We start from the raw sequence: 14,205 nt of genomic DNA, 5'->3' as shown, positions 1-14,205 counted from the left end.
TTGTATAGGTATACCTATACAATAAGGCAGAAGTCAACCTGCCTATAGTAACGCCATGTTAAGGAAGGAGACTTTTTGTCGCATGCACTTCCGGGCAGTTACAAGCTCGTGACTTTAGTCATGAGTTGTTGACCGACCGAAGCTATGCGCAAGAAATGGTTGGAGAACATGAAAAGGCTGGGGGCATCGCTGGCTTAAACGATACGCAAAAAACCGTCCGATGCTTTCACACCGGACGGTTTTTTATATCAACGGCTCAGGAATGCCGGGCCGACAATTGCTCCTTCAAGCGTTCGAGCTCCTCGTTAACGGCGGCCGATGGGGCCGTGCCCGTGTCCGCGCTGCCGGAGGCGTCGCCGAAGCGGTGCCCCGCGCCGGAAACCTGCTGCTGCGCTTCCCACTCGAGGATTTTCTCTTCCATCCGTTCGAAGCCGCGCGCCGCTGCGCCGCTTTCGATGCCGCGGCTGAAGTTGGGCCGCTCGGCCTCAGCTTTGACTTGGGCTTTGCGGGCCCGAGCGGCCAGCTCGTTCCGTTTTTCTTTCAAACGGGCGAATTCCGCTTTGCCTTCCGACAGCCGCAATTCCAGCTCGGCCACGCGGTTACGGGCCTCCTGCGCTTCATTCGCGTACTGCTGGGCTTGTTCCTCATAGCGGATTTTTTCCGCGGCCGCATGCCGGGCCGTCGCTTCGTCGCCGTTTTCCAGCGCCGTCAGCGCGCGGATTTCGCTTTGTTTGCCGAGATGGGCGATGTCCGCGCTTTTTCTTTCCTGGACGACGGCGGTCATTTGCTGCTCCTTGATCATTTTCTCGGCGGCGGCAATGTCATCCTCTAGGTTGCGCAAGTATTGGCCGGTCATCAGCACCGGATCCTCCATTTTGTTCAATACCTCGTGAATCGAAGCTTTCGCCAAATTGGCAATACGGTCGAATATGCTGCTCATCTCAATCTCTCCTTTGGAATGAATGGTGTTTGACGTTCTTAGAATTGGGAAAAAGGATCATCGTAGCCGTAGCTGCCAATCGGTTCTTTCGGGACGATGATGCTGGCGATCAAATACAGGGCGACGACGGTGCCGAAGCTGAAGAATACCGCAACCACGGCGATCAGCCGCACGACCGTGGAATCGACCCCAAGCCAAGCGGCGAGGCCGCCGCACAGGCCGCTGATTTGTTTGTCCGTAACGGAACGATAAAGTTTTCTCATGGTAAACCACTCGCTTTCTTGTATGTTATCGACTTAACGATTCATCTCTGTTGTTCATGTCTACATTCTACCGGGATTCGCGGCCGTTCATAACGGGCGCGGGGACGGTTTGCGAACTGGACCTTGGTCGGGTCTTTACCTCGGCGGGAGGTCGGGGACGGCATACGGGCAGATGAGGAGCGGACGGAGGCCCCATATCGCGGAGTTTGAACCGTTTTGGGTTGTAAGCGCTTGTATTGCGGGATTTGGCCGATTTGGTTATAGTGTTTTGCATAAGGGAGGGGCGGCGACGATGTTTTTCTCATTGCGAAACCGGCTGATTGCGGTGTTTGTTTTTCTATTGGTCATTTCCTTTTGCGTCATGTTTCTGATCAGCTACAACAAGGCCGGCTCGATCCTCCGATCCGACAGCGAGACGGCGGCCCTGGAGAAAATGACGGCCTACACGGCAATGATTAATTCGACTATCGGGCAGATTTACGACTTTTCTTCGGTTATTTACAACAATGAAATTACGAATGAATGGAACGAGGTGCTGTCCGACCCGGAAGAGTCCTCGGGGCAAAAAATGCTGAAAAATATTCAGCTTAGCAAGTTTTTGACGCGCACGGTCAACAATTATTCGATTATTGCAACCGCTTCCATATATCGCAAGGACGGGTTGTACGTCGGCTTGGATAACCGGATCCTGCAAGACCCGTCTTTTTTGGATACGCCGTGGCATACTGCCTTTTACGAGTCCGAGCAGCATTGGGCCCCGGCGGGGATCGATCCGTTCGAGCCCGTGCGGCTGAAGCAGCACGAGGCGATCAGTTTTCTGATTCCGATCGGAACGTTCAGCGTTTCGCAAGCCAAGGCCGTGATGAAGGTGAATGTTCGGGCGGAATATTTCATGGACCCGCTGACTCAGGTCCATCTTGGTCCGCACGGCACGATCCTTTTGCTGAGCAGCGAAGGCGAACCGTTGCTGGACCAGTCGTTGTCCGATTTCGACGATCAGGTGTTGAACAAGCTGAAGCACGTTCAGACACAAGGCCCGGGCCAAGGCGTCATGTACGCCAAACAGCAGGGCGAAGAGATGATCTATGTGTACAAAAGGCTGGGGTTCAACGGCTGGATGCTGGTTGGCGCCGTTTCCGAAAACGAACTGTTGGCCAATTTAATCAATCTCAAATCGGGTATTTTGGTGGCTACCGCAACGCTACTCGTGTTGGCCGTGTTCGTAGCTGTCTGGATCTCCTACGGCGTCACCAAGCCCCTTGGCGGACTGGTGACGGCGATGCGGCTCGTGCAGCGGGGAGAATTTGCCCAGGCCGAACAGAGGATTCCCGAGAAGCTGAAGGTGAACCATGAGGTCGGTTTCGTCACGGCCGCGTTTCGGAACATGATCGTCCGGCTGCGCTCTCATTTGAAGAATGAATTCGAGTTGAAGCTGCGCCGGCAGCAGGCGGAATACCGGGCTCTGCTGATGCAGATCAATCCGCATTTCCTGTTTAATACGCTGGAGCTGTTAAGCAGTCTGGTGATCCAACGGCGGTCGGACGATGCGGTCGAGGTGATCGAATCGCTGGGCAAAATGCTGCGTTTCTCGCTGAATGCCAAAAGCGATCTGATCCCGCTTCGCGACGAAGTCACGTACACCGAGTATTTTGCGGCGATTTTGAACTACCGTTTTGCCGAGCAACTGGATTTGACCTTGGACAATGAAGTGCCGAACCGGCCGATATACGTCGTAAAGTTCATTTTGCAGCCGCTGGTCGAAAATGCGGTCAAATACAGCCGGGTGATGAACGACGTCGCCAAGGTGCGCATCCGCATTTGGGGGGAAGAGGATAGGCTGAATTTGCAAGTCGCCGATAACGGTATCGGCATGGCGCCGGAGCTTGTGCAGCAGTTGAATGAAGAATATCAGCATTCCCAGCTGGAGCAGGTGCTGAGCACCGGCGGAAGACAGATCGGGCTGCGCAATATTTTGGCGCGCTGCGCGTTGTATTACGGGGCGGGATTCTCGTTTGCGATCGAATCCGAACCGAATCAGGGAACGAGCATTACGCTGATTTTACCGATTGGGGAGGGGAACGTCGATGTATAAGGTGCTGTTGGTCGACGACGAGCGGGAAATCCGCCAGGGATTGCGGCTGAAGGTGGATTGGCAGGGCCTCGGGTTGCGCGTCGGGGGCGAGGCCTCCAACGGATCCGAAGCGCTGGAGTGGCTGAAGGACGAAAGCTGCGACATCATTATAACCGATATGCGGATGCCGATCATGGACGGGGTCGAGCTGCTGGAGCATTGCGCGAAGGAATATCCAAGGACCCGGTTGATCGTGCTCACCGGGTATGACGATTTCCAATACGCGCATGCCGCAATCAAGAATAAGGCTAGCGATCTGCTGCTGAAGCCGGTCTCGCGGAGCGAGCTGGCCGAGGCATTAAGCAAGGTCGTCGGAGAGCTGGAGAGGGAGCGCTCGACCCAAGAGGAACAGCAACTGGCCGAGTGGAAGCTCTCCCGTTACCTGGAGGAAATGAAGGAGCAGTTTATCAATAGCGTCATCAAAGGTTATCCGGCCGGCGCTAATCCATGGCAGGAACGCGTCCGGTTGTTTGGCCTGAACGAGCTGGCGGTTCAGCCGGTGCGCTTCGTCACCATCGGCTTGCCCCCTGCGAAGGTCGCCGACGATAGCGGCCTGCGCCTGCCGTTCGAATTGCTGTGCCGTGAGCTGGCCGGCGAAACGGGACACGGAATTCCGGTGTTCCGGGAAGCCAGGCACCCGGATCTGCTGTTTGCCATCGTCCGCGATGACCCGGGGGAGGTGCGGGATTTTACGGCTCAAGTCGCCGATATCATCCGGAGTTATTTAAAACGGGAGGTGCTTGTCTCGGCGGGAGAGACCGCGCAAGGGCTGGAGGCCTGGCGCGAAGGTTATCTTTCTTCCGTGCTGGCCTGGTATTTGCGGCAGCCTGCGCAGCAGCCCGAAGCCGAGGCTGTGCGAGGGCCGTCGGATCCGGCGCAGCTGCCTGCCAAGGATAAGCTGAAGCTGCTCCAGCGGCATCTGGACGAAGGCCGCAAGGAGGCATTCGAGAAGCTGGCGGAAGAAGAGCTGACGAAAGCCTTGGCGAACTCGCACCTGCAGTTCGTCAAAATGATTTTCCAGTGCTGCTTGTCCGTCGAATTGGCCGCCGATTCATTGGGATTGGCGCTTCGTGACAAAAACGAGATCTGGATCGATCCGGAAAGGGTATGGGAGCTCGGCACCGTTCCTAAGGCCAGCCGATTCCTGTTCGGGCTGGCCGATCCTCTGTTTGCCCTGAAGAAAGGCTGCGGCTCGAGGGAGGAGCCTTCGATCGTAGAAGCGATGAAGGAAATGATCGAGCTTCACTACATGAATGATTTGAATTTGTCGGAGATCGCGGAGCAGTATCACTACAATGTGTCTTATTTGTCAGACCTGTTCAAGACGAAGACGGGCCAATCGTTTCTCCAGTACTTAACCGATGTCCGCATGAACAAAGCGGTCCAGCTGCTGGAAGAGACGCCGCTCGCTTTAAACGACATCGCCGAGCTGACGGGTTTTTCCAATGCCAGTTATTTCAGCACCAAGTTCAAAAAGGTATTCGGCATGAGTCCGTCGGAATACCGCCAAGCGGAAAAAAACGAATAGTGCGCGTTCCACATCTAAAAAATGTAAAAGTCCAACGCCCAAAAAAAACGGATTCTTCTCCTTGAATGTATGCGCTACCATAATAGACGAAACAAGAAAAACTTAGGCAAGGGGGAAGAATTACATGAAAAAAGCCAAGACGATGATTTTGGCCAGTGTGCTTCTTTTGACAACCGTCTTGATGTCGGCTTGCGGGTCCGGCAGCAATGCAGGCAATGCGGGCACCGGCGATTCCAGCCAACCAGCGGGGAATAGCGGCAAAGCCGCGAGCGAGGAGAAGGTAGAACTTCGCGTCATGTGGTGGGGCGATCAGACCCGGGCCGACATTACGACGGCCATGCTCAAAAAGTTCGAGGAGAAGAACCCCAACATCAAAGTGGTTCCCGAGTTTTCGCCTTTCGACGGATATTTCGACAAGTTAAACACGCAGCTAGCCTCAGGAACGGCGCCTGACCTGTTTACGTTAGGTAGCAATATTTTGGAATATGCGACGCGGGACGTGTTGCTTGATCTGAATTCGTACGTAGGCAATGAGCTGGATACGAGCAAAATGTCCCCGCAGCTCATCAACATGAATACGTTCGACGACAAGCTTCAGGGGATCTCGATCGGGGCGAATTCGACGGCAATCCTGGCGAATACGGCACTGTTCGAAAAGGCCGGAGTAGCGCTGCCGACGAAAGAATGGACCTGGGACGATTTTATCAAAATCAACGAACAAATCTCTGCCGCGGGTGAAGGAATCTACGGGTCTTACGATTATTCCGGCGAGATGGACCAGTTTGGCGTATACCTGACTCAACGCGACAAGATGATCTACAATGAGCCCGAGCAGAAGCTTGGCTTCGCGGCCGCGGACGTATCCGAATGGTTTACCCTCTGGGAAGGCATGCGCAAAGCGGGCAGCATCGTAACGCCGGAGCTGCAGATTTCGGCTGATCCGGACGATACGAGCATGTCCCTCGTTGCGAAAGGCCAGGCGGCGATGCAGTTTATTCCGACCAACCAATTTGCCGACTTTCAGAAAATGTCGCAGGATAAGCTGACGTTAATCCCGGTGCCAATGGGACCTAACGGAAGCATGATCTCCGTCCAATCCAGCCAAAACGTCGTCGGCTATGCGAATACCAAGCATCCGAAAGAAGTGGCGATGCTGATGGATTTCTGGGTCAACGATCCGGATGCGGCCAAAATTCTCGGCAACAACCGCGGCGTGCCGGTATCCTCGGAAATGCGGGCGGTGCTGAAAGCGGAAGCATCGGAAACGGATAAAGTGGTTTACGATTACCTGGATATCGTTGCGGTTGATGACGTAGACCTGCTGTACAACGTTCCCGGATCCAACGAATTCAAACAGGAACTGCTCAAGGCCAGCCAAAACGTAGCTTTTGGACGAATGGACATCGCGAAGGCGGCGGAAGAATTCTATGCGCAAGGACTTAAAATCTTGCAAGCGAACTTGAGCGCAACAACAAATTAACAGGTCTGTCACAAGAAGAGGGGGATCCGTTCGGTTCCCCTTTTTCTGAACCTGAGGAATGATTGATTCGGAGGTGTGGGCTTATGGATTCGGTGACGGGCGTGACGACCCATGTGATCGTGAAGCGCAAGAAACGTCTTTCCTGGAAAAAGAACATGACCGGGTATCTGTTTTTGCTGCCCTGGTTGATCGGATTTTTTTGCATGGCCATTGGGCCGATATTGGCTTCGCTGTATTTGTCTTTTACCAACTACAACATGTTGACGGCACCCAAGTGGATCGGGCTGCAAAATTTCACGGAAATGTTTATAAGCGACCCTACATTTACGCATTCGCTGAAACTGACGTTTCAATACGTGTTTCTTTCCGTTCCTTTGCGGCTGGTGTTTGCCCTTGCGGTCGCCATTATTTTGAATAAGGGATTGCGCATGCTTGGTTTGTATCGGACCGTCTATTACATCCCGTCCCTGCTGGGCGGAAGCGTTGCGATCGCCGTCGTGTGGAAAAAAATATTTTCGGGTGACGGGTTGTTTAATCAGTTCCTGGGAATTTTTCATATTGATGCGCCGGACTGGGTGGCGAATCCGAACTACATTATTTATTCGATCGTCGCGCTATCGGTTTGGCAGTTCGGATCGTCTATGGTGATTTTCCTGGCGGGGCTCAAGCAAATTCCGGCAGAGATTTACGAGGCGGCGGCGGTGGACGGCGTCGGCCGCGCGCGGCAGTTCATGCGAATCACGCTGCCGCTGTTGTCGCCGGTCATTCTGTTTAACCTGGTCATGAACATGATCGGATCGTTTCAGGTATTTACCTCCGGGTATATCATCGGGGACGGGCACGGCGGGCCGATCGACTCGACGATGTTCTACTCGCTGTACCTGTACTTGAAAGGCTTCTCCTTCTTTAACATGGGCTATGCTTCGGCTATGGCTTGGATCATGCTGATGATTATCGGCGTGTTCACGGCGATCGTGTTCGCGTCATCCAAGTACTGGGTATACTATGCGGACGGTAAGGACGAAAGGGGCTGAGGGGCATGGTATTGAGGCTCACATTAAGCAAATTTTGGAGACATTCGGTCGTTATTCTCATCGGGATCATCATGATATATCCGGTACTGTGGATGATCAGCAGCTCCTTTAAGCCGAACGCGGAGATTTTCTCGGACATGGGGTTATGGCCCGATTCCTTTACGTTATCCAATTACGTGAGCGGCTGGCGGGGGATCCAAGGCTATTCGTTCGGGCATTTTCTAATCAATTCGTTTACGATCGCGGCGCTCGCGGTCATCGGCAATGTGGTATCCTGCTCGCTGGCGGCTTTCGCTTTTGCGCGCTTGAATTTTACCGGCCGGAAATTCTGGTTCAGCATGATGCTGATGACGTTGATGCTGCCGTTTCAGGTCACGCTGATCCCGCAATACATTCTGTTCCATACGTTCGGTTGGGTGAATACGTTCCTGCCGCTCGTTGTGCCTAAGTTCTTTGCGCTCGATGCCTTCTTCGTCCTGCTGATGGTGCAATTCATCCGCGGGCTGCCGACGGAGCTGGACGAAAGCGCGCGGATCGACGGCTGCGGACCCGGCCAAATTTATTTGCGGATCATTATGCCGCTTTGCGTTCCGGCCGTCATTACGACGTCGATCTTCACTTTCTACTGGACCTGGGACGACTTCTTCGGCCAAATGATCTACTTGAACAGTCCGAAGCTGTTTACGGTCATGATCGGCCTTCGTTCGCTGATCGACTCCACCAGTACGTCCAACTGGGGTTCGCTGATGGCGATGTCGACGGTATCGGTCGCGCCGGTCATCATTATTTTCCTGATCTTCCAACGTTATATCGTCGAAGGGATTTCCACGACGGGGCTTAAATAAGGGGGCCCGAGGCCGGCGGGTTGTACGAAAAATCGTACAAAAAGGATCGCGTGGAGGCCCGGCGTGGGGTATTGTACGAAAAATCGTACAAAAGGGCCTGAATGAGGCCGCACCGCCGAGGGGTTGTACGAAAAATCGTACAACAGGGCTCACGTGGAGGCCCAGCGCGGGAGGTGCGACTCGGGAGAATTGTACGACTTTTAGGAGGGAACTGTTATGACCTTAGCATTATCGGACATCCATATTCGCGATCCTTTCGTCTTGCCGGACGAGGCGGAAGGCAACTATTACATGTACGGCACGATCGGCGAAACTTGCTGGAAAGGGAAGCCCCGGGGGTTCGACGTATATGTGAGCACGGATCTGGCGTCGTGGGAAGGGCCTTACCCGGCGTTCCTGCCGGGGCCGGACTTCTGGTCGGACTTTAATTACTGGGCGCCGGAGGTGCACGCCTGGAAGGGGCGGTATTATATGTTCGCCACGTTCAAGGCGGACGGCAAATGCCGGGGCACGCAAACGCTGGTGGCGGACAGCCCGCTCGGGCCGTTCGAGCCGCTCGGCGACGGACCGTTGACGCCGCCCGATTGGGAGTGCCTCGACGGTACGCTTTACGTCGACCTGCAGGGCGACCCCTGGATGGTGTTCTGCCATGAGTGGGTACAGGTGCAGGACGGGGAAATATGCGCGGTGCGGCTAAGCGAGAATCTGGATCGGGCGGTGTCCGAGCCGGTCGTGTTGTTCCGGGCCTCGGAGGCGCCGTGGGCCGAAGGGATTCGCAGCGGGGCCAACTATGTGACCGACGGCCCTTTTCTTTACCGCGCGGGTAACGGCGAGCTGTTGATGCTCTGGTCGAGCTTCAGCGAGGGGGGCTACACGATCGGCAGCGCCCGTTCGACCGGCGGCGACATCACCGGTCCCTGGGTGCAGGATGCGGAGCCATTGTATAAGCGGGACGGCGGACACGGGATGCTGTTCCGCACGTTCGAAGGCGGGCTGTGGCTGGCGATTCACACGCCGAACGACAACCCGAACGAACGTCCGATCTTCGTCCCGTTGACGGAACACGACGGCAAGCTTAGCGCTGGCCGTACGAAGGGGTGACGACGATGGACGGCAGTGGAACCCTGCAGCGTTTGCGCAAGTTGGATGCGTCGCGGATTGTCGCCGGCGACGGGTTGCGCAAGCCGTCGGACCAGGCGGCGTTGGAGGAATTCGCCGCTTCGGGCGTCAAGTTTGCCGCCGCCGAGGGCAGCGCTTTGGAGCGGACCTATTATGCGGGCGTGCGTAAGCTGCTCGACTGCATCGTGCCTTCAGTGAGCGGCGTGCCGGTACTGCATGAGGGCGGGGTTTACCTCGGCACCTGGCTGGAGAGCACCGGCACGATCAATGCGGAGTTGCTCAGCAGGTTCATTCCGTCGGTGGCGCAGTCGACCTTCGCGTTGTTTGCTGATTATCAGCGGGCCGACGGCCTGATGCCTTATAAAGTAACCGGCACCGGTCCGTCCTACCGGCAAATCCAGATGGTGACACCACTTTCGCGTTCGGTTTGGAATCACTACCGGTTGAACGGCAGCGCGGACGAGGCCTTCCTGGATAAGATGTACCGGGCGATGGAACGGCACGACGCCTGGCTGGCCGCGTTCCGCGATACGCGGGGTACGGGCTGCGTCGAAGCGTTTTGCGCATTCGACACCGGGCATGATTTGTCGCCGCGGTTCTGGCACGCGCCGGATACGCCGCATCTTGGCGACCCGCGGCATTGCTATCCGGATTCGCCGGTGCTGCCGTTCCTGGCTCCGGACCTGACGGCGAACGTCTATTGCCAGCGCCGCTATATGGCCGACATCGCCGCCCGGCTGGGGCAGTCCGGGGAGGAATGGGCCATGAAGGCGGTCGCGAGCCTGCAAAGCCTGATGGACCATTGCTATGATCCGGAGGACGGTTTCTTCTACGACGTGGACAAGAGCGGGCAATTCGTGCGCATCCAGTCCGACGTGCTGCTGCGCGTACTGGCCTGTGAAGTGGGGGACGGGGAACTGTTCGCCTCGTCGCTGCGCCGGTATTTGCTGAACACCCGCAAATTTTTTGCCAAATATCCGTTTACTTCGATCGCCATGGACGATCCGCGGTTCGATCCTTCTTCGGCCTATAATACCTGGGCAGGAACGACGAATTTCCTCAGCCTGATTCGGGCGCCGCATGCCTTCGAACATCACCGCCGGCATGTGGAGCTGACCTGGGTGCTGCAGCCGATCGTATCGGCCATGGCCCGCATGGAGCGGTTTGCGCAGTGCCTCAGCCCATGGACGGGCGCGGAAGGATTTACGGAGTCGTATTCTCCGGCGATCCTGTGCCTGCTCGACTTCGTGGAGCGGCTGTGCGGCATTATGCCGACGCCGGAGGAAGAGTTATGGTTTACCGGGCTGCTCCCGTATCCGCTGGATCACGGCGAAGTCCTGGCGGAAGAAACCGCGTACAGCCGTACGGTGGAAGGCGCCGAGTTCGAGCTCGTCAATACGCGGGAGGGCAGTACGGTCTACCGGAACGGGGAGTTGTACTGCCGGTTCCCACATGGTACCCGCCTCGTCACCGATCGCCGCGGGCAGCCGAAAGCGCTGATCGGCATGACCGTCCGCACGGTGGAAGGCTTGCTGGAGCACGGCGGGGGCGCCTATCCGGTCAGCCTGGCCGGGAACGCGGTTTGGCGGATAGGCGAGAGCGGATCCGGAAGCCGGCCGGCGTCGGGCCCCGGCGTCGTATCACCTGCCTATATGTAGACAGCCCCTTCACATTTCGCGAAAAAGCGCCATAAACTTTTAAAGTTGGCATAAAAAACAGGCCTCATGGTATAAAAATACAGTAGGCGTTATTTCGGGAAATTCAGCCTTGAGAATTTTGAAGGGGAGTGCAAGCCATGCGCATCGCAGTATTGCAGGGAAGTACGAGAAACGGCGGGAATACGGAGGAGCTCACGAAGCTGGTTCTAGAGGGGATTCCTCATACCCATATCCTGTTGCGGGACAAAGAGATCAGACCGATCCACGATCAACGGCACGAGGAAGGCGGCTTCGATTCCGTGGACGACGATTACGACGAGGTGATCCTGGAAGTGCTGGCGCACGACGTACTGGTCTTTGCCACGCCGGTATACTGGTACGGGGCGTCCGGTTTGATGAAAAATTTCCTGGACCGCTGGTCGCAAAGCCTTCGCGATACGCGCTACGATTTCAAGGAGCAGATGGCGCGCAAAACGGCTTACGCTATCGTGGTCGGCGGCGACAATCCGCGGATCAAGGCGCTCCCGTTGATTCAGCAGCTGCAGTATACGTTCGATTTCGTCGGCATGCCGTTTGCCGGTTACGTGATCGGCAAAGGCAGCAAGCCGGGAGATGTCCTGAACGACGCCCGCGCGATCCGCGAAGCCGAGGCGTTAAACGCGGAGCTGCGGAAGGCGGAGCCCGTCATGGTGAACCGCACCTGAGCCGTCGGGAGGGCACGGCGCGAAAATAGCGGTAAAAAAGGGCCTTATATCACCCAAACATGGAGATTGGACCGAAATAGAGGACTTTTTGGGCCTTATTTTATCAAAAGCGGCATCCGGGAGGCGGTTTTGGCGAAAACTCGGAAAAATAAGGCCATAAATATACCTTATTTCCCGACAAAAAGGTGAGAACGGTCAAATAAGGCCCTAAAAGGGCCTTATTTGCATTCGGCACCGGCTCAGGCTTTTTTATATAGGGATGACAATGCAGGATTATACTAAGGGGATGGATAATATTAATTTTAAATAAACTCCTTGGGAGGATGATCCTTTTGACCGATATCATTAATTTTGCGCATCGGGGAGCGGCCGGGTATTACCCCGAGAACACGATGCTTTCTTTTGCCAAGGCGCTCGAGCTGGGGGCTACCGGAATCGAGACGGACGTGCAGATGACGAAGGACGGGGAACTGGTACTGATCCATGACGAGACGCTGCAGCGTACGGCGGGAAGCCCGGAATGGGTGAAGGACTTCTCGTTGGCCGAGATCAAGCAGCGGGAAGCGGGTTCCTGGTTTCATGCGGATTACGCAGGCGAGCGCATCCCGACGCTGGAGGAGCTGCTGGAATTGGTCAGCGGCACGGATACGATCGTCAATATCGAACTGAAGACGGGCGTGGTAATGTATCCCGGGATCGAGCAAAAGGTCGTGGACGCCGTGCGGCGGTACGGCATATCGGAACGGATCGTCCTCTCCAGCTTTAACCATTATTCATTGGTGGAGTGCAAAAAGATTGCCCCGGACATCCGAACCGGCATTTTGTACATGGAAGGACTGTACGAGCCGTGGGATTATGCGAAGCGGATCGGGGCCGATGCGTTGCACGCGTACCAATACGCATTGACGCCGGAGCTGGTGGCCGAAGCCAAAGCGGCCGGGGTGGCTTACCATCCGTTTACCGTCAATGATCCGAAGGTGATGCAAGCGCTGATCCGAGCCGGAGTGGCCGGCATAATCACCGATTACCCGGACCGGCTGGCGGAGCTGCTGGCCAAACAAGGAGTGTGACCGAATGAGAAAAACATGGCTGCTGGGGCTTGGCTTTTTTAGCATCAGCTTGACCTGGGCGCTTTATAACGCATTCGTTCCGCTGTTTTTAGACGATTATTTGAAGAGCGCCGCCATGATCGGGTTCATGATGACGATCGATAATTATTTCGCCATTGTATTGCAGCCATGGATCGGCCACCGCAGCGATAAAACGAATACCCGGTTTGGACGAAGAATGCCTTATCTGCTGTTCGGCATGCCGCTGGGGGCCGTCTTCGCGACGTTGATTCCCTGGCATACCGGGTTCGTAACGCTGGTATTGTTTATGGTGTTAATGAATTTGTCGATGAGCTTGTTCCGGGCGCCGACGGTCGCGTTGATGCCGGACATCACGCCCGAAACGCAGCGGACGAAGGCGAACGGCGTGATCAATTTCATGGGCGGGATCGGTTCGGTGCTCGCTTTTGGCATCGGCTCGCAGCTGTACGGCATCGGCTCGTACGTGCCGTTTCTGTTTGCGGGGATCGTGATGGTGATTTGCTTGCTGGTGCTGAAGTCGGTCATCCGCGAACCGGCCGCGGCCGCCCTCGCCGCGGGCGGTGGGGGGACAGCGGCAACGGCTCAGCCGAAGCCGCAGATCCGCATCAAGGATCAGTTGGATAAGACGACGGTGCTGATTTTGGCGGCGATCTTCTTCTGGTTCGTGGCTTATCAGGGCGTCGAAGCGTTGTTCACGCTGTATGGAACGAAACAGATCGGGATGAGCGATAGCGAAGCGTCTTTTTCGCTGACGTTTTTCTCGCTGGCTTTTTTGGTGTTTGCGCTGCCCAGCGGTTGGCTGGGGGCCAAATTCGGGAAAAAGGCGGTTATCTCGGTTGGGGTGACCGGGCTGTTTGTCGTGTTCGGCACGCTCATTTTCGTCGAATCCATCCTGTGGCTGCGGGTGCTGCTGATCGTCGGGGGGATCTTCTGGGCCTGCATCAACATCAATTCCTACCCGTGGATCGTGGCAACCGGGCGGGAGGAAAGCATCGGGACGCGGACGGGCATCTACTACTTCGTCTCGTCTTTGGCCGCGATCACGTCGCCGCCGCTGCTCGGCTGGCTGATCGATCTGTTCGGCTACCCGGCGCTGTTCATCAGCGCGTCGGCCGGAATGCTGCTGGCGCTGGCCTGCCTGCTCGGGATCGCCCCGGACCGCAAAGCGGCCGGGCAAGAGCCGCAGGACGGACCGCCGCTGGCTGCCGGCTAAGCAGCCAGCAAACGAAAACCTCCGGAGCCTCGCTGCCATGGGATGGCGGGGCTCCGGAGGTTTTTTGGGCTCGCGCGCTCGCGCGGGGTCAGGCGGCTCTCCGCTTGGAGCGGAGGGCCACCCACAGCCTGGGCCGCGAGCCGGTCAATAAATGGGGGTTCAAGGACGAGAAGATGATGCGGGACCAGGCCAAACGCAT

At 56.3% G+C, this 14,205-nt stretch carries 12 protein-coding genes; 10 read left to right on the top strand and 2 right to left on the bottom strand.

Annotation, left to right across the window (positions count from 1 at the left end):
* Positions 1–256 precede the first annotated feature (256 nt).
* The gene (locus ACQ4N8_RS27445; RefSeq protein ID WP_430707544.1) at positions 257–940 is read right to left on the bottom strand and encodes a PspA/IM30 family protein; all 684 of its coding nucleotides are present in this window, start codon (positions 938–940) and stop codon (positions 257–259) included.
* Positions 941–978: 38 nt separating this feature from the next.
* Complete coding sequence (locus ACQ4N8_RS27440; protein WP_430707543.1) at positions 979–1,203, bottom strand: PspC domain-containing protein; 225 nt, start codon at positions 1,201–1,203, stop codon at positions 979–981.
* Between the two features lie 292 nt (positions 1,204–1,495).
* On the opposite strand from ACQ4N8_RS27440, the gene ACQ4N8_RS27435 reads away from it, so the two are divergent.
* From ACQ4N8_RS27435 to ACQ4N8_RS27390, 10 genes are all read left to right on the top strand, one after another.
* Complete coding sequence (locus ACQ4N8_RS27435; RefSeq protein WP_430707542.1) at positions 1,496–3,295, top strand: cache domain-containing sensor histidine kinase; 1,800 nt, start codon at positions 1,496–1,498, stop codon at positions 3,293–3,295.
* On the top strand, positions 3,288–4,862 hold the full coding sequence (locus tag ACQ4N8_RS27430; protein WP_430707541.1) for a response regulator transcription factor: 1,575 nt from the start codon (positions 3,288–3,290) through the stop codon (positions 4,860–4,862). The genes ACQ4N8_RS27435 and ACQ4N8_RS27430 overlap by 8 nt, the downstream gene beginning before the upstream one ends.
* Positions 4,863–4,986: 124 nt before the next feature.
* A complete protein-coding gene (locus ACQ4N8_RS27425; protein ID WP_430707540.1) occupies positions 4,987–6,342 on the top strand; it encodes an ABC transporter substrate-binding protein in 1,356 nt (451 codons plus the stop codon).
* An 83-nt stretch (positions 6,343–6,425) separates the two neighbouring features.
* Complete coding sequence (locus ACQ4N8_RS27420) at positions 6,426–7,376, top strand: carbohydrate ABC transporter permease (RefSeq protein ID WP_430707539.1); 951 nt, start codon at positions 6,426–6,428, stop codon at positions 7,374–7,376.
* 5 nt (positions 7,377–7,381) lie between these two features.
* A complete protein-coding gene (locus ACQ4N8_RS27415) occupies positions 7,382–8,221 on the top strand; it encodes a carbohydrate ABC transporter permease (protein ID WP_430707538.1) in 840 nt (279 codons plus the stop codon).
* A 216-nt stretch (positions 8,222–8,437) separates the two neighbouring features.
* A complete protein-coding gene (locus ACQ4N8_RS27410) occupies positions 8,438–9,322 on the top strand; it encodes a glycoside hydrolase family 43 protein (protein ID WP_430707537.1) in 885 nt (294 codons plus the stop codon).
* Between the two features lie 5 nt (positions 9,323–9,327).
* Positions 9,328–10,998 (top strand): MGH1-like glycoside hydrolase domain-containing protein, encoded by a 1,671-nt coding sequence (locus ACQ4N8_RS27405; RefSeq protein ID WP_430707536.1) that lies wholly within the window; start codon positions 9,328–9,330, stop codon positions 10,996–10,998.
* Between the two features lie 137 nt (positions 10,999–11,135).
* Positions 11,136–11,702, top strand: coding sequence for a flavodoxin family protein (locus ACQ4N8_RS27400; protein ID WP_430707535.1), 567 nt, complete (start codon positions 11,136–11,138; stop codon positions 11,700–11,702).
* Between the two features lie 332 nt (positions 11,703–12,034).
* A complete protein-coding gene (locus ACQ4N8_RS27395; protein ID WP_430707534.1) occupies positions 12,035–12,772 on the top strand; it encodes a glycerophosphodiester phosphodiesterase in 738 nt (245 codons plus the stop codon).
* A gap of 4 nt (positions 12,773–12,776) precedes the next feature.
* On the top strand, positions 12,777–14,006 hold the full coding sequence (locus ACQ4N8_RS27390; RefSeq protein ID WP_430707533.1) for an SLC45 family MFS transporter: 1,230 nt from the start codon (positions 12,777–12,779) through the stop codon (positions 14,004–14,006).
* Positions 14,007–14,205 lie beyond the last annotated feature (199 nt).

It is taken from the genome of Paenibacillus macerans (assembly GCF_050565405.1).
GTDB lineage: Bacteria > Bacillota > Bacilli > Paenibacillales > Paenibacillaceae > Fontibacillus > Fontibacillus macerans_B.
This window is presented reverse-complemented; position numbering and strand designations above follow the sequence as displayed.